Origin of the sequence: Halorubrum sp. AS12 (assembly GCF_051122765.1) — an archaeon.
Classification (GTDB): domain Archaea; phylum Halobacteriota; class Halobacteria; order Halobacteriales; family Haloferacaceae; genus Halorubrum; species Halorubrum trapanicum.
The window spans coordinates 1,460,721-1,479,418 of the sequence record NZ_CP185385.1 but is presented as its reverse complement, the minus strand read 5'-3'; the positions used below and the strand labels follow the sequence as shown (position 1 = coordinate 1,479,418).

At 67.7% G+C, this 18,698-nt stretch carries 20 protein-coding genes and 1 pseudogene; 10 read left to right on the top strand and 11 right to left on the bottom strand.

The features are described 5' to 3' along the window. Window positions 1–15 precede the first annotated feature (15 nt). Window positions 16–870: a hypothetical protein gene (locus tag ACODNG_RS07470; RefSeq protein WP_434520813.1), complete on the bottom strand. Its 855-nt coding sequence runs from the start codon at window positions 868–870 to the stop codon at window positions 16–18. Beyond that, on the bottom strand, window positions 867–1,115 hold the full coding sequence (locus ACODNG_RS07465; RefSeq protein ID WP_434520812.1) for a winged-helix domain-containing protein: 249 nt from the start codon (window positions 1,113–1,115) through the stop codon (window positions 867–869). Before ACODNG_RS07465 ends, ACODNG_RS07470 begins: the two co-directional genes overlap by 4 nt. Window positions 1,116–1,550: 435 nt before the next feature. Between ACODNG_RS07465 and ACODNG_RS07460 the strand changes: the two genes are divergently transcribed. Both ACODNG_RS07460 and ACODNG_RS07455 read left to right on the top strand, forming a co-directional pair. Then, window positions 1,551–2,561 (top strand): tyrosine-type recombinase/integrase, encoded by a 1,011-nt coding sequence (locus ACODNG_RS07460; RefSeq protein WP_434520811.1) that lies wholly within the window; start codon window positions 1,551–1,553, stop codon window positions 2,559–2,561. Between the two features lie 298 nt (window positions 2,562–2,859). Then, window positions 2,860–2,988 carry a hypothetical protein gene (locus ACODNG_RS07455; RefSeq protein WP_434520810.1) on the top strand — a complete coding sequence of 43 codons (129 nt, stop codon included), beginning with the start codon at window positions 2,860–2,862 and terminating at the stop codon, window positions 2,986–2,988. 99 nt (window positions 2,989–3,087) lie between these two features. Here ACODNG_RS07455 and ACODNG_RS07450 read toward each other — a convergent pair whose 3' ends face one another. The 3 genes from ACODNG_RS07450 to ACODNG_RS07440 all read right to left on the bottom strand — a co-directional run bounded on the left by ACODNG_RS07450 (window position 3,088) and on the right by ACODNG_RS07440 (window position 5,809). Further along, window positions 3,088–4,389: an RNB domain-containing ribonuclease gene (locus ACODNG_RS07450; protein ID WP_434520809.1), complete on the bottom strand. Its 1,302-nt coding sequence runs from the start codon at window positions 4,387–4,389 to the stop codon at window positions 3,088–3,090. A gap of 115 nt (window positions 4,390–4,504) precedes the next feature. Next, window positions 4,505–5,338, bottom strand: a complete 834-nt coding sequence (locus ACODNG_RS07445) for a hypothetical protein (RefSeq protein ID WP_434520808.1) — start codon at window positions 5,336–5,338, stop codon at window positions 4,505–4,507. Window positions 5,339–5,374: 36 nt separating this feature from the next. After that, window positions 5,375–5,809 carry a DUF7562 family protein gene (locus ACODNG_RS07440; RefSeq protein ID WP_434520807.1) on the bottom strand — a complete coding sequence of 145 codons (435 nt, stop codon included), beginning with the start codon at window positions 5,807–5,809 and terminating at the stop codon, window positions 5,375–5,377. 167 nt (window positions 5,810–5,976) lie between these two features. On the opposite strand from ACODNG_RS07440, the gene ACODNG_RS07435 reads away from it, so the two are divergent. From ACODNG_RS07435 to ACODNG_RS07425, 3 genes are read left to right on the top strand one after another with little or no spacing between them, the layout of a single operon-like run. Further along, on the top strand, window positions 5,977–6,459 hold the full coding sequence (locus tag ACODNG_RS07435; protein WP_434520806.1) for a cation:proton antiporter regulatory subunit: 483 nt from the start codon (window positions 5,977–5,979) through the stop codon (window positions 6,457–6,459). After that, entirely contained in the window at window positions 6,456–6,602 is a 147-nt protein-coding gene (locus ACODNG_RS07430; RefSeq protein ID WP_434520805.1) for a hypothetical protein, read from the top strand. Before ACODNG_RS07435 ends, ACODNG_RS07430 begins: the two co-directional genes overlap by 4 nt. Further along, entirely contained in the window at window positions 6,602–7,837 is a 1,236-nt protein-coding gene (locus tag ACODNG_RS07425) for a cation:proton antiporter (RefSeq protein ID WP_434520804.1), read from the top strand. Before ACODNG_RS07430 ends, ACODNG_RS07425 begins: the two co-directional genes overlap by 1 nt. Before the next feature lie 436 nt (window positions 7,838–8,273). Here ACODNG_RS07425 and ACODNG_RS07420 read toward each other — a convergent pair whose 3' ends face one another. From ACODNG_RS07420 to ACODNG_RS07410, 3 genes are all read right to left on the bottom strand, one after another. Continuing rightward, on the bottom strand, window positions 8,274–8,720 hold the full coding sequence (locus ACODNG_RS07420) for a DUF302 domain-containing protein (RefSeq protein ID WP_434520803.1): 447 nt from the start codon (window positions 8,718–8,720) through the stop codon (window positions 8,274–8,276). 64 nt (window positions 8,721–8,784) lie between these two features. Beyond that, entirely contained in the window at window positions 8,785–9,087 is a 303-nt protein-coding gene (locus ACODNG_RS07415; RefSeq protein ID WP_434520802.1) for a DUF5789 family protein, read from the bottom strand. 308 nt (window positions 9,088–9,395) lie between these two features. Beyond that, window positions 9,396–10,556, bottom strand: coding sequence for an aminopeptidase P family protein (locus ACODNG_RS07410; protein ID WP_434520801.1), 1,161 nt, complete (start codon window positions 10,554–10,556; stop codon window positions 9,396–9,398). A 93-nt stretch (window positions 10,557–10,649) separates the two neighbouring features. Between ACODNG_RS07410 and ACODNG_RS07405 the strand changes: the two genes are divergently transcribed. Then, window positions 10,650–10,826, top strand: coding sequence for a hypothetical protein (locus ACODNG_RS07405; RefSeq protein ID WP_434520800.1), 177 nt, complete (start codon window positions 10,650–10,652; stop codon window positions 10,824–10,826). Between the two features lie 82 nt (window positions 10,827–10,908). Then, window positions 10,909–11,139 carry a DUF7543 family protein gene (locus ACODNG_RS07400; protein WP_434520799.1) on the top strand — a complete coding sequence of 77 codons (231 nt, stop codon included), beginning with the start codon at window positions 10,909–10,911 and terminating at the stop codon, window positions 11,137–11,139. A gap of 38 nt (window positions 11,140–11,177) precedes the next feature. On the opposite strand, the gene ACODNG_RS07395 is transcribed toward ACODNG_RS07400, so the two are convergent. Then, entirely contained in the window at window positions 11,178–11,531 is a 354-nt protein-coding gene (locus ACODNG_RS07395; RefSeq protein WP_434520798.1) for a VOC family protein, read from the bottom strand. A gap of 26 nt (window positions 11,532–11,557) precedes the next feature. Further along, a pseudogene (locus ACODNG_RS07390) lies at window positions 11,558–12,962 on the bottom strand (TiaS agmantine-binding domain-containing protein). A 198-nt stretch (window positions 12,963–13,160) separates the two neighbouring features. Here ACODNG_RS07390 and ACODNG_RS07385 point away from each other — a divergent pair. Next, window positions 13,161–14,132: a transcriptional regulator gene (locus ACODNG_RS07385; protein ID WP_209545869.1), complete on the top strand. Its 972-nt coding sequence runs from the start codon at window positions 13,161–13,163 to the stop codon at window positions 14,130–14,132. Window positions 14,133–14,138: 6 nt separating this feature from the next. Here ACODNG_RS07385 and ACODNG_RS07380 read toward each other — a convergent pair whose 3' ends face one another. Further along, window positions 14,139–15,845 carry a P-loop NTPase gene (locus ACODNG_RS07380; RefSeq protein ID WP_434520797.1) on the bottom strand — a complete coding sequence of 569 codons (1,707 nt, stop codon included), beginning with the start codon at window positions 15,843–15,845 and terminating at the stop codon, window positions 14,139–14,141. Window positions 15,846–16,021: 176 nt separating this feature from the next. On the opposite strand from ACODNG_RS07380, the gene ahaH reads away from it, so the two are divergent. Beyond that, window positions 16,022–16,378 carry an ATP synthase archaeal subunit H gene (ahaH, locus tag ACODNG_RS07375; RefSeq protein WP_209545866.1) on the top strand — a complete coding sequence of 119 codons (357 nt, stop codon included), beginning with the start codon at window positions 16,022–16,024 and terminating at the stop codon, window positions 16,376–16,378. A 4-nt stretch (window positions 16,379–16,382) separates the two neighbouring features. After that, a complete protein-coding gene (locus tag ACODNG_RS07370) occupies window positions 16,383–18,608 on the top strand; it encodes a V-type ATP synthase subunit I (protein WP_434523075.1) in 2,226 nt (741 codons plus the stop codon). Window positions 18,609–18,698: the final 90 nt, after the last annotated feature.

The following is an 18,698-nucleotide window of genomic DNA, read 5'->3' as shown; positions in this document are numbered from 1 at the left end:
AAGTTGACTATTGAGCTATGAATAACTGGTAAGCCGGATCTCTTTTTCTACAGTCTCCAGCTCTTCTATTAGTTCTCTCATCTCCTCTAAGTCACCGTCAAGTCCTTCGTACGCTATCGTATCTGAGCAAATGTATGCCGCCATCTGTTCAACCGTCTCAAACTCTTCTGGATCGAATTCTATTTTCGGGCCTGATTCAATCGCCTCTGAAAACAAACTCACAGCAATATCGTCCAGAAGGTCTTCAATCTGTTCCGGGGTAATTGATGAAAACTCATTAAAAAGATTCCAATCTTCTTCGGAAATTTTTGCTTTTCTCTGTCTGTATTTTCCCAATCCATCAAGAGATTCGTGTAGGAATGTGAATGATTGCTCTTCGGGCAGATGATCTACATCATCATCAATTTCTAATACGATTGCTGGCATTCTCGGCCTTTGCTGCGTTTGAATAGCCTCCCGGGAATCTTCAACAGGTATCTTTTCACCCATTTCTCCAAAATAGTGTACAGAAAGCGAAAAGGCAGGGAAATAGCCGACAGAATGCCGGTAGGCTAGTGCATCCTTACAAAGTTGGACTGTTCGATTCCACCAGATACGGTCCACTGAGGGATACTGCTCATTCTTTTGGCTGATGAGCGAGAGTGCGTACATCCCGCTTTCAAGCTCAGACAACCAATCAGATACATCTGAGATCTTATCTGCTAATTCCTGAAGTTCTTCTTTACGTTCAATCCTGTCTTCCAGCCGTTCCTGTTTTTGCATTAATTCTTGTTGCCGAGATTCAGACTTGCTCTGTTTATATCGGGAATACCCAGCTAAAAGAAGGGCACCAGCGCCAAAAGCGAGAGACAGGATTTCAACGGTACTCATGGATTATTCTCCAACTCAGTTGCGTTGAGTTCTCCGGCGAGAAAAGCGCTACCACGTTCGGTGATTTCATAGTATCCATCGTTATCCTTATCCAGGACTCCCCGAGCTTTGAGTTCGCGTACCCGTCCACGGATGGTTGAATACCCTATATCGTGGCCATGACGTGTTAGATTACGATACAGCGGCTTCGGAGATAGTTCTAGATCGTGATCGTCGAGAAACTCCAAGATGATCACGTCCGTCATTGTCATCCAGCTTGGAGTTGGTCGCATTGCCAAAATATCTCGTATGCGTTCTGTTAGTTGTGTAGGGTGTGAACGAAATATATCTTGTATAGGCTTAGATACAGCCTATATGGGCTAACTATTAAGTAACGACCGTCTTTCTGTAGCAGATACGGAAGCACTCTCGCGGACCCGTCGCTACCGATGGGTCCCATTGTTCGCAAAAGCGGACCCCGCTGCTGGGACAGCGGGTCCGCGTGGGCTTCCGTGAGCAAGCACGAAAGCCATGTTCGACCACTACGCGCCGGGATTTGAAATCCCCGATCGACTGAGGAACCGCAACACAATCGCCGGACTCGACCACTTTCAGTTTCACTGCCCGCGTCAGGATCTTCTCTTTTTAATACCCGTCCATCGGTCAGAATCGATGGTCTCCAAGAATACGGAGGGGTCAGCGTGAGCGAAGATCTCGAACCCCTCTCGCCGCAGGAAGGCGTTGAGATGTATCTCGAAAGTCGGAGTGAGGAAATCGCGGATCACACCCGGCAGAACCACAAGTATCGGCTGAAACCGTTCGTCGAGTTCTGTGAGGATCGGGAAATCGACAACCTGAACGACTTGACCGGCCGGGAAGTTCTCCGGTTCTTCAACCGGCGGAAGGGATCGGTCAAGAATGTCACTCTGAAGAATCACCTCGCGACGCTCCGGGTCGCACTCGACTTCTGGGCGGGAATCGACGCTGTGAGTGACGGCCTCCGCGAGTCAGTTCCGATGCCGAACCTCAGCGACGGAGACGAGGTCAACGACGAGGTGCTTCGAGACGATCGTGCCCGCGAGATTCTCGATGCGCTCGACACCTTCCGATACGCGAGTCGGGATCACGTGATCTTCCTGTTGCTGTGGGAAACGGGGATGCGCTCGGGCGCAGCGTACGCGCTCGACGTGGAAGATTACGACCGTGACGAACCGGCGATACAGATTCGCCACCGTCCCCCGTCGACACCTCTCAAAAACGGCGAACGTGGCGAGCGCGACGTGTGGCTACGGCCGGAGGTCGCGGCGGTCATCGAGGATTACCTCGCGACGACGCGCGAGGATCAGCTCGACGACGGCGGCCGTCGCCCGATGTTCACTTCCAGGTACGGTCGACTGTCGAAGACCTCGATCCGCGAGACGGTCTACCGAGTGACTCGCCCATGTGTTTGGGGCGAGTGTCCCCACGATCGCGCCGTCGAGGAGTGCGAGGCGACAGATCAGAAGACTGCGAGTAAGTGTCCGTCCTCGGTCTCTCCGCACCCGCTTCGCAAGGGAGCGATTTCGCGGGACCTGAACGGTGGGTACCCGCGCGAGGTGGTGAGTGACCGCATGGATGTGACACAGGACGTGCTTGAGAAGCACTACGACAAGCGGTCGGAGCGCGAACGCATGGAAGTTCGCCGTCGTATCATTCGCGAGGTGAGCCAATGAGGGCCGCGCCGTCGGTGGGTTCTACCGCGCGGGTCGATCGAACCCCCGCGAGTCCACTCTTTCACTCCCTTCGGTCGTTCAGTCGTTCCCTCGCTTGGTCCCACTCGCTCACTCCGTTCGCTCGCGGGACCCCCGCGAGTCCGTGTTTTTGCGCCGCGAGCAACGTCGTGAGCGGCGCAAAGCCGCAATCGATCGCCTTCCGCCCGTGACCGGTATCGGCTCGGCACGGACTTTCCGGTCCCGATCGACCACTCCCGGACCCAGTCCGCTTATATACTCCGAGTAAGTTTGGCGTCGTATGGGCATCTCCGAGATACTCGAGGGAACGAACCTCACGCACCGTCAGATGGGGGCTATCATGGTGGGATGGATCCTACTCGTCTCGATAGTCGCCGTCGGCCTGCTGCTGTACACCTCGTCGCTGTGATCGACGCGATCGAGACCGACGCGGTCGGCGTCGGCGCGAACCGCGCCTACTGAGCGGCCCGGCGAACCGACCCGGCGGGCTGGCTCCGCGGACGGTGCCCTATGCCGTGTGCTTCGCTTCCTCGGGGTTCTCGACGACTTCGACGCCGCGGTTGTTGACCGCGTGCGGGTCGAGACCCTCCTCCTGAAGGAACTGCTTGTAGAGCCGCTCGGCGGTCTCGCCGTCCTTCTGCTTGTCGCTGGCGTGGTCGCAGAGCTCGAGGAGGTTCTCGGGCACGTCGTTCTCGTGGACGATCCAGTGGTTGATCGTGTCGGAGAGCCGTCGGATGGGCGAGGTGAAGTGGCCGTAGATGTCGAAGTTGAGCGCGTGGTGGCCCCCGAACGGGTCGTTCATGTACTTCGCGCGAGGCATCACCTTCAGCACGGCGCGCTGGATCTTGTTGAGCTGGCGCTCGGGCGACTCTTCGAGGGCGGCGTTGACCGCTTTCCGCGGATCGTCGCCCCACGCGTCGCCGGGGATGGAGACGCCGTCCAGCTCCTGGATCTCCTTGAGCGCCTCGTTCCACTGGTCGGGGGTCGGCTGCGGGTGGACGCGGTACATCGCCTCGACGCCGCGGTCCCACATCAGCGTGTGCGTCACCGCCTTGTTCGCCTTCAGCATCGACTCCTCGATGATAGTGTGCGCGCGGTCGCGGCGCGGGTTTAAGACGAGCGAGCCGTCCGCCTTGCGCTGCTCGTGGATGCGGTCCGCGAGCTCGAACGCGAGGGTGTTCTCCTCGCCCAGCGGGAGCGAGGGGTCTTCGAGGCGGTTCTCACACTCCGAGTAGGTGAGCCGCTCGTCCGAGTTGATGACGGATTTGTAGATGTCGATGTCCTCGAACGAGAGGGTCTCCTCGTCGATCTCCATCTCGACGGTGTGCGCCAGCCGGTCTTCGTCGGGGACGAGCGAGCAGACGGTCTCGGCGAGCACCGGCGGGAGCATGTGGATCGTGTAGTCGGGCAGGTAGACGGTGTTGGCGCGCTCGACCGCCTCTTCCCACATCGCGGTGTCCGGGGTGACGTAGTGGGTCACGTCGGCGATGTGGACCCACAGCCGGTAGGCGCCCTCCTCGCGTTTGATCGAGATGGCGTCGTCGAAGTCCTGCGCGTCGACCGGGTCGGTGGTCCACGTCGTGAGGTCGCGGAGGTCCTCGCGCTCGTCGATCTCGGCTTCGATCTCCTCGTAGACGCCCTCGGTCCGCGCCTCCGCCTCGCGGAGGACCTCGCTCGGGAACTCGTCGCGGATCTCGAACTCCTCGAACAGCTCCTCGCGCTTCTCGGCGAGTCGGTCCGCGAGCTCCGGCGTGATCGTCACGGGGCCCTGGTCCTCGGCGGACCCGGGCTTCGGCTCGTCGTCTGACATACCTCCACCAACGCGGGTCCGTTAGAAAGGCCTGTCGGGCGGGGAGACGAGCCTGTCGGGCGGGGAGACGAGCGCTCGGCGCACAGCCGAGTGCGGGGTTCGCGAACACCGAATCTCAGACGAGCGCGGCCACCACGGGCGACAGCGCCAGCCCCGCCACCGCGAGCGCGACCGCGCCGAGGACGACCGGAACCGCCGACCCGCCGACCAGTCGGAGCGCGGTCCGCCGCGCGCTCGCGTCCGAGACGACGAACGGGTCCCCGCCCGCGATCCGCGATTTTACCTCGCCGACGGGCGCGTCCGGGAACGCCTCGCTGTCGCCGACGACCGTCACCTCGTCGCCCGGGCGGAGCGTCCGCTGGACGTACCGGCGCCGCGGATCGTCGCCGATCGTGAGCGGGCCAATCTCGTACCCCGTCTCGGTGGCGTCGACCTCGTCGACCGCGTCGATGAACCCCCGGACGCGCTCCGGCGGCTCCTCGCCGGCGTCGAGCTTGATCTTCTCGTCGACCTCGAACGAGAACGTCGCCGCCGCGGGGTCGACGCGGACCCCGGTCCCGCCGTCGTCGACGCGGAAGGGGACCCCGGCCTCGCCTCCGTCGATCGTGACCCACGACTGCCCCTTCCCCTGGCTGCGGAACTCGGAGACGTCGTAGTCGACGCAGAGACACGCGTCGCCGCCGAACGGCGACGGAAGCGTTTCCTCGTCGACCGCCGCCGCCCGGCCAGTGACCCGAATCCGCCGCTCCGCGCCGTCGAGTCCGGACGGACCGGTCGCGGTCGTTCGGAGGACCCGGACCGCGTCGAGGGCCCCGTTCGCGCCGTACGCGAGGAACACGAGTCCGAGGACCAGCGCGGCGGCACCGATTACGGTCGGAACGGGGTCGGCGGCGCCGACCGCGCTCGAAACGGGAAGGGAAGCCGCGGCTACTTCGTGGAGGGCGTCCATACGTACGGTCGGGATACCGAGCCCCGACAGGTAGAATTATCGGTCGCGGTCGAAGCGGTCGCGGTCGGAGCGATCGCGGTCGGAGCGATCGCGGTCGGAGCGGTCGTGGTCGGAACGGTCGCGGTCGGAACGGTCGCGGCCGAAGCGGTCGCGGTCCGGTCGTTCCCCCGCGCCGTCCGTCCCGGTTCGATCGGCGGCGTCGCTCGCCACGGCGTCGACGTAGCGGTCGAGGAACTCCCCGGTTGACTGCTCGTCCGACTCGATCGAGCAGATCAGCGATTCGAGTCCGTCGCGGGGCTGGTGAGAGATCTCGTCGTCGCAATCGGCACAGAGGTACTCGAACTCCTTGTCGCGTCGGTTCCAGCGGTCGCCCTCCTTGTCGTACTCGCGTGCGTCCTCCCGCAACACCGAGTCTCCGCACGCGATACAGACCACCGTCCGCCGGTCCCGACTCCCTCGGGAGCGCCACATACCGCTTCCCTCGAACCCACCCCACTTAGCGTTTGGTGCGCGGCTGACGCCCGTCGGACGCGGTTTCGGGCTGATCGGGGCCTCGGACTGATCGGGACCTCGGACTGATCCGGGCGCGACTCCCGCCCGACGTACAGACATATTACCGTGGGGTCGCACGTGTCCGTATGACGATCACCGAGTCCGACCTTCCGGGGGTCGGGAAGAAGTTCGAGATCGAACTGGGCGGCGGCGAGGAGATGATCGTCGTCATCCACAACACCGGAAAGCGAGAGGTGTTCCGGCGGAGTGGCCCGGATGCCGACTCCGAGAAGGCGTTCGAGTTCTCCGACGACCTCGCGCGGACGATCGGGTCGATCATCGAGGGGGCGCACTTCCAGCCGTTCGAGCCGGACACCCAAGAGACGACGCTCCCCGGTGGAATCCTCTTGGAGTGGTACGAGCTACCTCCGGGGTCCCCGCTCGTCGGCGAGACGCTGAAGAGCGCCGACATCGGTAACCGGACCGGCCTCGCGATCGTCGCCATCCAGCGCGGGGAGGAGGTGCTCGACAGCCCGGGCGCCGGGACCACCCTCCGCGAGGGCGATACCCTCATCGGGGTCGGCACCCGCGAGAACTGCGCGGCGTTCGAGGAGATCCTCACCGAATGAGCGGCGGCTCCCTCGGAGCCGACTCGCCCGCCCCGCCCGTACCGTCGGACTCGCCCGAATCGTCCGACTCGCTCGCCCCGGTCGTCCCGGTCACCACGGTCGCCTCGACCGACGCGATCGACTGCGTCGGGGGTGATCGGTAGTGGCGCTGCTCGATGTCGGCGTCATGTTCGTCGCGGTCGCGGTCGCCGGCGCGGTCGCGAACCGCCTCGGGCAGTCCGTGATCCCCGCGTACATCCTCGTCGGGATGTTGCTCGGGGAGTTCGTCCTCGGTCGGGTCACGCTCCCGGTCGCGGGAACCGTCTACGTCCCCGAGACGGAGTTCATCTCGCTCGGGGCGGAGCTGGGGATCGTCTTCCTCCTCTTCTTCCTGGGGCTGGAGTTCAACCTTGACCGGCTGTTCGCCCGATGGCGCCCGATCGGGACCGCGGGAACGATCGACCTGGCGAACTTCGGGGCCGGACTCGTCCTCGGCTGGCTCGTCTTCGGCGCGTTCCTCCCGGCGTTCCTGGTCGCGGGGATCGTCTACATCTCCTCGTCGGCGGTGATAACGAAGTCGCTCATCGACCTCGGCTGGATCGCCAACGACGAGGCGGAGCCGATGCTCGGAACCCTGGTGTACGAGGACCTGTTCATCGCCGTTTACCTCTCGGTCGCGTCCGCCTTGGTGCTCGGCGGCGGCGACGTCGCCGCGGCCGCGACCGACGTGGGAATCGCGCTCGGGTTCATCCTCGGACTGCTCGCGGTCGTCCAGTTCGGCACCCCGCTTTTCGACCGGCTGGTCGCGACCGACAACCGGGAGTTCGTGGTGCTGCGCGCCGTGGCGACGGTCGTGTTCGTCGCCGGCGCGGCGCTCGCGCTCGGCGTCAGCGAGGCGGTCGCGGCGTTCTTCGTCGGCATGGCGTTCTCCGCGACCGACCAGGCGCATACGATCGAGACGATTCTGGAGCCGGTCCGGGACGTGTTCGCCGCGGTGTTCTTCTTCTGGATCGGACTCGTCACGAACCCCGCGCTGTTCGCCGACGTCGCGGCCCTCGTTGCGCTCGCGGTCGTCGTGACCACGCCGACGAAGGTCATCACCGGCTACCTCGCCGGACGCGCGTTCGACCTCGACGTGCGGCGGTCGACCCGGGTCGGACTCGGGATGACCACCCGCGGCGAGTTCTCGCTGATCATCGCGACGGTCGCGGTCACCGGCGCGAACGCGGGGACGTTCGACCCGGCGCTCGCGGGGACGATCAACGCGTTCGCGGTCGGCTACGTGCTCGTGATGGCGGTGCTGGGAACGACGCTGATGGGGTACTCCGCGCCGTTCGAGTCGATCGCGACCTCGTGGCTGGAGCGCGACGCGTCGGATGAGGTCGGGGCGGGCGGGTAGGATCTTCGTGGGGTGAGCGCCTGCGCCGCTCTCGATGTTCTTTTATAAGTGATCAATAGCGAATCGACGGTGAACACCTCCAAAGCCCCAGCCGGGAGGGCGCGGTACGCTCGCTGTGCTCCTCGCTCAGTCGCTGACGCTCCTTCGCTGCGGTGCTTACGTCGTCATCAGAACGCAAAGCGTTCTGATTGGCTCACGAGAGCTTGGCTCTCGTGAACGCCTACCGCGCCCTCCCGACTGCCCCTTTGAGTCCCGCCCCGCTCCGCACAGCACCTCACGCCTCCCCAGCCTCGTCGGCCTCCCTTCGGTCGGCCGACTCCCTCGCGCGTGCGACTCGCGCCCTCTGGGCGCTCGTCGGCACGCGCCACCGCCAATTTATATATCACTCTCGTCGTCGCAGCGTTCATTTATAAATAGCGTCGCGGTCGGCAGTCGTCTATTCTTCCAGTTTGACGAAGACCGCGTCGACCATCTCGCCGGTGTCGTCGATGATCGCGTCCATCTCCTCGTCGTCGACCGGGAGACCGAGCAGCCGCGCGATCTTCATGATCGAGACGTGGTACACCTCCTGCGTGCCGGGTTCGACCTCGCGGACGATCATGTTACAGGGGAACAGCCCGCCGATCCGGCCGTCCGTCGCGTCGAGCGCGCGGTTCGCCATCGACGGGTTACAGGCGCCGAGGACGTAGTACGGGTCGCGGTCGGCGTCGACCTTCTCGTTGAGCAGCTCCGAGGGCGAGAACTCGACGGGGATCCCGAACCCCTCGTCGAGGCACACCTCGCGGACGCGCTCGATCGCCGACTCGTGGTCGGTCGAGAGCGTCGCTCGCGTCTCGCCGTACTCCTCGGGGTCCAGCTCGTGCGGGTCGAACGGAATCGTCATGGTCGCCCTCCGCGCCGGCCGAGTAAAAAGTCCGCGCCGGGCGCGGTCGGGGAGGTGCCCCGGCCTACTCGGTCGCGACGGGACCGCGGCCGACGACCTCTTCGACTTCCTGAACGAACTCGCTCCGGCTCTCGAACAGCGGGACCTCGCTCTCCGCGAGCACGTCGTCGAGCGCGCGGGGACCGTTGGGCGTCCGGAGCTCGGCGTCGCCCTCCTGTTCGCGGACGTCGCTGCGCGTCGCGGGCCAGGTGAGCCGCGACGCGACGCGGGCGACCGGCTCGCCGGCCACGTCCGGTCCCTCGCCCAGCTCGACGGCCGGCTCCGCTTCCGCCTCCTCGTCCCCTTCGTCCGCATCGGTGTCGCTCATGCGTCGCGGTTCCGCTCGGGCGACACTAATGGTTTCGATGCCGCTCGCGCCGTCGCCAAGCCCTCGCGTCCCCGCGAGGATGCCCCCAAGTCTCGGTCCGACTGTGCGAACACACCCAAAATAATTCGGTAATACTGTTATATTATCCGGCCGTAATTTCCGGTTGGGGGCGCAGGCACACGACTCCCGTATTCGCGTGTCGACGATCGGCACGCCGGTCTCCGCGCTTTGCGTCGCGTTCTCCGCCGTCCACTCGACGCCGACCCGTCGGTCTCGCGCCCGTCACTCCCAGCCGCGGTCGGTCCGGTTCACTCCCAGCCGCGGTCGGTCCGGTTCAGGCGCTCGCAGCCGTCCTCGGTGACGACGACGAGATCCTCGATCCGACAGCCGAACCGCCCGTCGAGGTAGACTCCCGGCTCGACGGAGCACACCATCCCCGGCTCCAGCGCGCGGTCGTTGCCCGCGACGAGGTACGGCTCCTCGTGGACGTCCAGCCCCACGCCGTGGCCGGTCCGGTGGACGAACGCGTCCCCGTACCCGGCCGCTTCGATCACCGCTCGCGCCGCGCGGTCGACGGCCGACGCGGGGACGCCCGGTTCGACCGCCTCGACCCCGGCCGCCTGCGCCTCGCGCACGACCTCGTGGATCTCCGCGTACTCCTCGGGCGGTGCCCCGTCGAAGACGAGCGTCCGCGTCTGGTCGGAGGGGTAGCCGTCGACGCGCGTCCCGAAGTCGAGGACGACCGGCTCGCCCGCCCGGACCTCTCGGTCGCCGTGGCCGTGGTGGGGCTTCGCGCCGTTCTCGCCCGCCGCGACGACCGTCTCGAAGCTGACGCCGCGCCCGCCGCGCTCGGCCAGTCGGTCCGCGATCCAGTCGGCGAGGGCGGCCTCCGTCATGCCGACCGCGTCCGCCCCCAGTTCGCGGAGGTCGCCGACGACGGCGTCCGCGACCGTGGCCGCCTCGCGTAACGCGGCCAACTCCGCGTCGTCTTTCCGCACTCGGAGGTCGGCGAGCGCCTCGCTCGCCAGCCCCCACGTCGCGTCCGGGGCCGCCGCGCGGAGGTCCTGCGTGAACCGCGCCCACATGGTGTCGTCGACGAGGAGCCGTCCCCCGTCGAGTCCCCGGTCGGCGAGCAGTTCGCGCGTCGCCGCGACGGGGTCGTCGCCGTCGCTCCACGCCCGGATCTCCGCGACGCTCGTCGCCTCTCGGACCTGCGTCTCGTACAGCGCCGGGACGAGCAGCGCCGGCTCCGGGTCGCTCGCGCTTGCGGCCGGGAGCACGAGGAAGAAGTGTCTCTCGCCGGGTTCCTCGGCGAAGCCGGTGAGGTATTCGAGGTTACGGCTCGGGAACGCGACCAGCCCCGCCGCGTCGACCGCGTCGAGCCGCTGCGCGGTTCGCTCGCGTCGTCGCTCGTGCGGTTTGGTCGACGCTCTCTCCGCCGACCCGCCCGCGTGTGCGTCGTCGGTCACGCGCCGGAGTTCGGTCTCGGTATATAAGTAGGATGGCCTTGAGGGGGCCGAAAGCGGCGCATAACTAAGGTTATCAATGTGGTATGTAATACCATGTTGACCGAGAACGCCGCGACGTTCGACTGCCCCGAGTGCGACGTGACCGCCCCCTCGACGTCGGTCCCGTACGACTCGCTCGGCTACGTGGTCTGTCCGGTGTGCGGCTACGCCGCCACGCCGGACGCCGAGCGGTCGTCGAGCGCGGACCGTTCACCGAGTGCGGGCGACTGAACTCGGCGGGCGCGGGCGGCGGGCGCGGATCTGCGCGCCCCGGAACCCCATCGCTTTAGCCGCGGGGCGCGTCCGGCCGGGTATGAGCTGGTCGCTGGAGCGCGAGGACGGCACGGTCACCGAGTGGGAGCGGTCGGACGGGTACGCGACCGTCAGGCTCCGGGAGCGCGCGAGCGGCGGTTTCGTCGTCCGCCTCGACGTGATGGAGCAGGCGGCCGACGAGTCGGCCTACGAGCGGGTGCGGTTCGACGAGCGCGAGGCCGCGGCGGAGCGCGCGGCCGCGTGGCGCGACGAACGCGACCTCGACGAGTAACACTACGACTACTGCGCCCTCGACGAGTAGCACTACGACTACTCGATGTCGACGCCGTCGTCCAGAAAGACCTGACACTCCACGGTCCGGCCCTCCGGGTCCTCGGCGAAACACTGGTAAATGTCATACGTCTCGTTCTCTCGCGGTCCCGTCACGACCGCGTCCCCGAGCCGGTCGCTTGCGGTGTCGACCCCCTCACGGTCCGGGTAGACGAAGGTGAGGATGCCGCAGTCGTCGGCCGCCTCGCGCTCGCAGAACCCGAACAGGAAGTCGTCGAACTCCAGGATCGTACAGTCGGGCTGTTCGAGCCGCACCGTCGCGTTCAGCCGCTCGCGGTAGAACTCGACGACGGCGTCGCGCCGCTCCGTCGCGTGGAAGACGATTCCGGTCACGTCCGTCCGCTCTCGCCCGGAACACTTCACCGCTCCGGGTGGATCGGCGCGTCGAACCCGCCGCGGACGAGGGGTTTCGCGACGTGGCGGCGCGCGCTCGGCGGGACCTCGTACCACCCCGGTTCGAGGTCGCGCTCGATCGGCTCCTCGACCTTCCCCGGCGCGCTCGTCCCGCAGTCGCGACACCGGTATCCCTGATCTCTCCCGGCAGACGACATCGAGCGCCCGCAGTCCGGACAGGTCGGCACCGCGGGCGCGGTCCGGACGAGGTCGCGGACGGCGAACTTCTCCAGTTTCAGGGTGCTTTCGGGTCCGTCCGCGTCCGCTCGCACCTCGTGTTCGCCGCAGAGCGTGACTCGGTCGCCGGGTCGGAGCGCCCGGATCCGGTCCCGGAACCGGCCGGTGGGCGCGAACGCGACCGCGCGGAGCGGGTCTCGGGCGTCGGGTTCGCCGTCCGCGCCGTCGTCGACCAGGTCGGCGTCGCTTGCGACGTTGACGCGGACGTGTCCCCCTGTTTCGTCTCCGGCGCGCTCGCCACCACGCCCGCGACGCGGTAGCCCGCGCCGTCGCGGAGGTCTCCGATCCGCCCGGGGGCGAGGTGGGCGTCGGTGCCCTGGTTCGTCAGGAACGTCGCGGCGCGGTCGACCCGCTCGCCGTCGATCGCGGCCGCGACCGCCCGGCACGCGGCCGCGTCGTCGCCGCGGATCCCGTGGAGGATCGGGCCGGGGGCGTTCGGGACGCAGACGGCGGCGCCCGTCTCCCGGTCGACGGTGTCCCAGACCGCCGGGTACCCCTCGTCGGCGGCGGCGAAGACGCTCTCGGCGTCGACCTCGCGGGGCGTCCCGCAGCGGTCGAGTTCGCGGTAGGAGATGCGCTCGAACGTCCAGTCGTCGAACGCGGCCGGCGCGCCGACCGCCGCGAGCGCGCCGATCCGCCCGCGTCCCGCGACCGCCCCGGCCTCGTCCGCCCCGTCGGCACCGCCGGCCGAGCCGACCGCGGCGTGTCGGAACCCGTGTTCGTCGGCCAACTCGACCGCTTCGGCGACTGAGAGTCGTTCGCGGAGCGCGCGCCGGGCGAACGCGGCGACCGCCTCGGGAATCGGTGCCCCGGTCGGGTCGAACGGGTCGCCGTCGACATCGCGGTCGGCGACGACGACGCCGGGCGAGGTCCGCGGGTCCGACGCCGCGGCGAACGCCTCGACCGCCTCGACGGCGACCGCCTCGGCCCGCTCCGCGTCGACGCCGGAGACGTGGAGCGCGACCGCGGCGTTCCCCGCGTCTTGTGTTTCACGGCCGGGTTCAGGCGGACGAGGAGCCGCCGGCGGACTCGGGCGCCGGCGTCCGCGAGCCGCTCCGCGATCCGCGTCGCCACGTACGTCGTGCACATCCCGCGCTCGCGGGAGTCGGTGTCGTCGACGGCGACGATCGGCATGTGACGGCGTTCGCGGCGGCGGGTCAAGCCCCTTTCGAGGGCGGCCAGGAGGCGCCCGCCGACCGCGGAGGCGCTCGCGGCGCCGGTCGAGTATTTAACCGTTTCCCGCCCCGAACGCGGAAAATCGCAGGCGGGCGGGCGTTTCGTCGGGGGACGGACGACACAACGCATATATGCGGCGAGACGCTAACTTCGGGTATGTCCCGGACTGCGCTCATCGGGAACGTCACCGCGATGCTGGAGGACGCGGGCTTCCTCGTCAGCGACCGGTGTGCGGTCCGGCCCAAGAGCTTCGACGTGGCGGCCCGCCGCGACGAGGACCTCCTCCTCTTAAAGATCCTCGGCAACGTCGACGCGCTCGACGCGGAGACCGGCGCGGAGATGCGCCGGCTCGGCGAGTACCTCAGGGGAACGCCGATGGTGATCGGGATCCGCACCCGCGACGAGGAGCTGAAGCCCGGCGTCGTCTACTTCAGACACGGCGTGCCGGTGATCAACCCCGACACCGCCTACGACCTGTTCGTCGAGGGAATGCCCCCGCTCATCTACGCGGCCCCCGGCGGGCTGTACGTCAGCCTCGACGGCGACCTGCTGGCCGACGAGCGCGAGGAGCGCGGCTGGTCGCTCGGCCGGCTCGCGAACGAACTCGGCGTCTCTCGACGCACCGTCTCGAAGTACGAGGACGGGATGAACGCCTCCATCGAGGTGGCGATCCAGCTGGAGGAGCTGTTCGACCAGCCGTTCTCCAGCCCGGTCGACGTGCTCGACGGCGCGGACGACGTCCGCGACTCGGAGCCGACGCCGTCGGCGCCCGAGGCGGACCCGGACGACGAACACGTCCTCCACGTGCTCACGAGCGCCGGCTTCACCGTCCACCCGACCGCCCGCGCCCCGTTCAAGGCCGTCTCCGAGGACGAGGACAGCCCGGCGACGCGCGTGCTCACCGGCCACTCGGCGTTCACCGCCGCGGCCGAGAAGCGCGCCCGGATCATGTCCTCCATCGGCGAGGTGGCCCAGACCCGCTCGGTGTACTTCACCGAGGAGGACGAGAAGCGCGAGTCGGTCGACGGCACGGCCCTGGTCTCCTGCGAGGAGCTCGCGGCGGTCACGGACCCCGAGGAGATCCGCGAGCTGATCCGCGACCGCGCCCGCGCTCCCTCGGAGGCCTGACGGAGGTCACCGACCGAGTAGCCGGCTGAAGAACCCTCCGTCTTCCTCGTCGTCTGCGTCCGCGGATGACTCCTCAGTGGCTTCGTCGTCCGCGCTCTCGTCGTCGTCCCCGCCGTCTTCCGCGTCTTCCTCCGACAGCACGGTGTTCATCGTCCCGGTGTCGTCGTCGCGGAACGGGATGCTGCCGGCCAGTTCGTCGTCGACATCGTCGCCGGACCCGGTCCGCTCGGTCGCCGTCGTTCGAGCCGTTTCGTCCGCGTCGGGAATCGTGCCCGACTCTGCGTCGGGGATCGCCCCCGAGTCGTCGCCTTCGGTCCCGCCGTCGCGGTCGCCCTCGGCGGGTCCCTCGCCGGCGGCGCGGTCGTCGGTCTCGTCTTCGGCGTCGATTCGGTTCTCCTCGCCGCCGTCGCCCTCGTCGGTATCGGCATCAACCGACTCGCTCGCCGTCTCGTCGCGTTCGGTATCGGTGGCGTCGTCGCCGTCGTCGGCATCTGCCGCGTCGTCGTCGGCCGCGTCGTCGGTACCGGTGGCGTCGTCGGCCGCGTCGTCAGTATCGGCCGCGCCGTCGTCGGCATCGGCCGCGTCGACGTCTCCGTCCGTGGTCTCGCCGCCGGCTTCACTCTCGCTCGCGACGATGATGTCGTCGCCGTCGCCCGGCTCCGCGACCCCGGTCGCGTCGGGGTCGGCGACAATGATGTCATCGTCCTCGGCGGTTTCGCCGTCGTCCGACTCGGACCCCTCCTCGCCGGCTCCTTCCCCCGCTTCTCGGTCGCCGGCGTCGTCCCGCTCATCCGTTTCCTCGCTGTCGTCGGCGTCGTCCTCATCGCCCGCCGCCGTCTCCGGTTCGTCGTCGACGATCACCGCGTCGTCGTCCTCATCGCCCGCCGCCTCCGGCTCGTCGTCGACGATCACCGCGTCGTCGGCTGCCGCCGATTCGCTCTCGCGGTCGTCCTCGTCGTCGCCGTCCCCGCCTCCGCTCACCGCGTCGGCCGCGGGTTCGTCGAGTCCCGCCCCGTCGACGTCGGCGCCGGTCAGCGCTCGGACCAGGTCGCGGTACGCGCGCGTCGCCGGCGCGTCGGGCGCGACGGCCAGCAGGGGACGGTTCGACGCCGCGGCGCGTGCCACGGCCTCGTCGTCCGGGATCCGGCCGAGGACCGGGACGTCGAGCAGGGCCGTGACGACCTCGTCGGTGTCGTCGGTGACCCGGGTGATCGCGGCGCCGGCGACCGTGCCGCCGAGGCGCTCGGTCAGCTGTCGCGTCTTCTCCGTGTCGCCGAGCGCGCTCCGCTCCGGCGTCGAGACGAGCAGCGTCTCGTCGGCGATCGCCAGCGGGAGCGTCGAGTCGTGGGACAGCCCCGCGCCCGCGTCGACGAACACGTAATCCGCGTCGTCGAACGCCTCGACGACTCGCCGAAGTCCCGACGGGTCCGCCGCCGCGTACGCGTCGAGGTCGGTCGCCCCCGGGACGACCCGGAGTCCGGACGGTCCCGCGCGGACCGCCGCTGTCGGCTCCGCCTCGCCGGCGAGGACGTCGTGGAGGGTGGTCTCGCCGGGCGTCACGCCCACGGCGCCCGCGAGGTTCGCCATGCCGAGGTCGGCGTCGATCGCGACGACGTCGGCGCCCGAGTCCGCCAGAATCGTCGCCAACGCGGCGGTCGTGGTGGTCTTCCCGACGCCACCTTTCGCCGACGCGACCGCATACACCGTTGCCATACGGTGAGGGTCCGGCGACTGGTACTTAAATGTAGGCGGCGACGCCCGGAGTCGGCCGACGCACCGGGCGAGTCCCCCCGGAATCTCTCCGGAAACGCCGCCGAATTCCTCCGAACCCCCGCGGGCTTTCGCAAACACCTTATACGTCGCTTGTAGAGTTTCAGGCGATTAGTAGCATGGCGAGACCAGAGGTGCTCAACTCGATCAAGGAGGCCGAACGGGAGGCGGACGAGATCATCGCGGACGCGGAGTCGGACGCCGAGGAGCGCCTCGCCGAGGCTCGAGAGCGCGCGGACGAGATCCGCGCCGAGGCCGAGGAGGAGGCGGAGTCTGAGGCCCAAGAGCGGCTCGAAACGGCCCGCGAGGAGATCGAGGAGCGACGCGAGGAGATCCTCGAATCGGGGCGTGCCGACCGCGACGAGCTCGAACGCGAGGCCCGCGACCGGGTGGAATCGGCCGTCGACTACGCCGTCGAGCGGTTCGAGGCGGCGGTTCACGACCAGGCCGAGGAGGCGGTGGATGCTCAGGCCTGAGCGGATGAGCCGGGTGTCGGTGACGGGCTCGAAGCGCGTCATCGACGATGTCATCGAGGCGGCGTACGCCCACCACTCCCTGCACGTCACCGACTACGACGAGCGGTACGAGGGATTCGAGCCGGGGACCTCCCTCGAGGGCGCCGAGACGGTCAACGAGCGGCTCGTGACGGTCCGGTCGCTCGAAAGTATCCTCGACGTCGACGAGGACGACGCCGACGTCGCCCGGTCGCTGGACGACGACGAGCTCGTCGCCGAGCTGGAGCGCGTCCGCGAGCGGGTCAACGAACTCAACGACCGGCGCGACGAACTTCAGAACGCGATCCGCGACCGGCAGGAGGAGATCGACCGGATGGAGCCGTTCGCCGAGCTGGGTATCGACCTGGAGTACCTGCGCGGCTACGACTCCGTCGAGGTCGTCGTCGGCGAGGCGAAGCCCGACGCCGTCGAGGCGGCGCTCGCGGAGGCCGACTCGGTCGATGTCTTCGACGTGTTCGTCGGCGGCGACGTGCTCGCCATCGTCGCGCGACCGGCCGACCGAGACGCCGAGGGCGTCGTTCAGGACGCGCTCGTCGGCGTCGACATCGCGCTGCTCGACGTGCCGGACGCGGACGCGAGTCCGGAGGAGTACGTCGCGGAGCTGGAGGCCGAGCAGGCCGACCTCCGCGACGAGCTCGACGGCGTCGAAAGCGAGCTGGAGTCGGTGAAAGCGGAGGCGGCCGGCTTCCTGCTTCGCGCCGAAGAGCAGCTCACCATCGAGGCCGAGAAGAAGGAGGCGCCGCTCTCCTTCGCGACCACGGAGAACGCTTTCGTCGCCGAGGGGTGGGTGCCGACCGAGACCTACCCCGACTTCGAGGCGGCGGTCGTCGACGCGGTGGGTGACCACGCCGAGGTCGAGGAGCTTGAACGCGCCTCCTTCACGCCCGACGGCGACCACCACGCCGAGCCTGTCGACGACGGGACCGGCGGCGCGGAGGAGTCCGACGCCCCGACCGCAGCCGGCGACGCGGAGGACGCGACCGCCGAGCGCGAGGCCGCCACCGACGGCGGCCACGCGGCGCACGGCTCCGACGACCCGCCGGTCGTCCAGGACAACGGGAGCGCGGCCGGTCCGTTCGAACTGCTCGTTCAGGCATTCGGGCGGCCGAAGTACTCCGAGTTCGACCCAACGCTTCTCGTCTTCCTGACGTTCCCGGCGATGTTCGGCTTCATGATCGGCGACGTCGGTTACGGGGTCCTCTACACCGCTATCGGGTACTTCATGTACTCCAACTACGAGGGCGCGTTCCGCGAGCTGGGTTCGGTCGCGATGTGGGCCGGCGGATTCACGATACTGTTCGGGATCTACTTCGGCATCGACGTGTTCGGCTATCACGCCTACCAGCTGCTGGGCATCCACTGGCCGGTCGCCGGGAAGGGTCTCTCCCCCGCCGACCTCAACTGGGGACTATCCTTCCTCGTCGCCAGCGTGGTGTTCGGTATCGTCCACCTGAACGCCGGACACGTCCTCTCATTCGTGAGCACGTACCAGCACCACGACTTCAAACACGCCCTGTACGAGGCCGGCTCGTGGCTGCTGATTCTCAACGGGGCGTGGATCTGGGTGTTCAGCCAGCACCTGGCCGGCTTCAAGCCCGACTTCCTGTTCGAGGCGGTGCCCCTCCTCACGTTCGGGATGGTCCCGTTCGCCGGACTTCCGGCCGTCGTCGGCTACGCCGGCGGCGCGGCCGCCGGTCTCGGGCTCGTCTTACTCGGGATCGGTGAGCCGCCGGAGCTGGCCGAGTTCCTCTCGCCGCTCGTCAACGCCATCTCGTACGCCCGGCTCATGGCCGTCCTGCTCGCGAAGGGCGGGATGGCGCTCGCGGTAAACCTGCTCGCGTTCGGCGCGTACATCGACGGTGAGGGCGAAGGGAGCTTCCACTTCATCTTCACGCCGGGACAGCTCTCGTACGTCCAGGGACACACCGTGGCGGAAGGCGGCGAGTACGTGATGGTCTTCTCGGGACTGACGACCGCGTTCGACCCGAGCGCCGTGGGCGTCCTCGCCCTCGTCGGCGGCGTCCTCGTGGCCGTCGTCGGACACTTCGTCGTCCTCCTGCTCGGTATTACGTCCGCCGGTATTCAGGCTGTGCGCCTCGAATACGTGGAGTTCTTCGGAAACTTCTACGAGGGCGGCGGGCGGGCGTACCTCCCGTTCGGTCGCGACCGGAAGTACACCCGCGACGACTGACGACCGGAGTAGTCGGCCGCCGGTCGGTCTCGCCGCTTCGCGTGCGGTCGAACCCGGCAATTCTGTCGGGTATCTGACCGCCGTAGCCGC

What these genes read in the sequence shown, in the direction of transcription:
- ACODNG_RS07370 (WP_434523075.1), top strand. Translation starts at nt 16,383, where the DNA reads ATGAGCCGGGTGTCGGTGACGGGCTCGAAGCGCGTCATCGACGATGTC.
- ACODNG_RS07440 (WP_434520807.1), bottom strand. Translation starts at nt 5,809, where the DNA reads ATGTGGCGCTCCCGAGGGAGTCGGGACCGGCGGACGGTGGTCTGTATC.
- ahaH (WP_209545866.1), top strand. Translation starts at nt 16,022, where the DNA reads ATGGCGAGACCAGAGGTGCTCAACTCGATCAAGGAGGCCGAACGGGAG.
- ACODNG_RS07445 (WP_434520808.1), bottom strand. Translation starts at nt 5,338, where the DNA reads ATGGACGCCCTCCACGAAGTAGCCGCGGCTTCCCTTCCCGTTTCGAGC.
- ACODNG_RS07430 (WP_434520805.1), top strand. Translation starts at nt 6,456, where the DNA reads ATGAGCGGCGGCTCCCTCGGAGCCGACTCGCCCGCCCCGCCCGTACCG.
- ACODNG_RS07385 (WP_209545869.1), top strand. Translation starts at nt 13,161, where the DNA reads ATGTCCCGGACTGCGCTCATCGGGAACGTCACCGCGATGCTGGAGGAC.
- ACODNG_RS07420 (WP_434520803.1), bottom strand. Translation starts at nt 8,720, where the DNA reads ATGACGATTCCGTTCGACCCGCACGAGCTGGACCCCGAGGAGTACGGC.
- ACODNG_RS07400 (WP_434520799.1), top strand. Translation starts at nt 10,909, where the DNA reads ATGAGCTGGTCGCTGGAGCGCGAGGACGGCACGGTCACCGAGTGGGAG.
- ACODNG_RS07450 (WP_434520809.1), bottom strand. Translation starts at nt 4,389, where the DNA reads ATGTCAGACGACGAGCCGAAGCCCGGGTCCGCCGAGGACCAGGGCCCC.
- ACODNG_RS07435 (WP_434520806.1), top strand. Translation starts at nt 5,977, where the DNA reads ATGACGATCACCGAGTCCGACCTTCCGGGGGTCGGGAAGAAGTTCGAG.
- ACODNG_RS07415 (WP_434520802.1), bottom strand. Translation starts at nt 9,087, where the DNA reads ATGAGCGACACCGATGCGGACGAAGGGGACGAGGAGGCGGAAGCGGAG.
- ACODNG_RS07405 (WP_434520800.1), top strand. Translation starts at nt 10,650, where the DNA reads ATGTTGACCGAGAACGCCGCGACGTTCGACTGCCCCGAGTGCGACGTG.
- ACODNG_RS07455 (WP_434520810.1), top strand. Translation starts at nt 2,860, where the DNA reads ATGGGCATCTCCGAGATACTCGAGGGAACGAACCTCACGCACCGTCAG.
- ACODNG_RS07465 (WP_434520812.1), bottom strand. Translation starts at nt 1,115, where the DNA reads ATGACGGACGTGATCATCTTGGAGTTTCTCGACGATCACGATCTAGAA.
- ACODNG_RS07380 (WP_434520797.1), bottom strand. Translation starts at nt 15,845, where the DNA reads ATGGCAACGGTGTATGCGGTCGCGTCGGCGAAAGGTGGCGTCGGGAAG.
- ACODNG_RS07470 (WP_434520813.1), bottom strand. Translation starts at nt 870, where the DNA reads ATGAGTACCGTTGAAATCCTGTCTCTCGCTTTTGGCGCTGGTGCCCTT.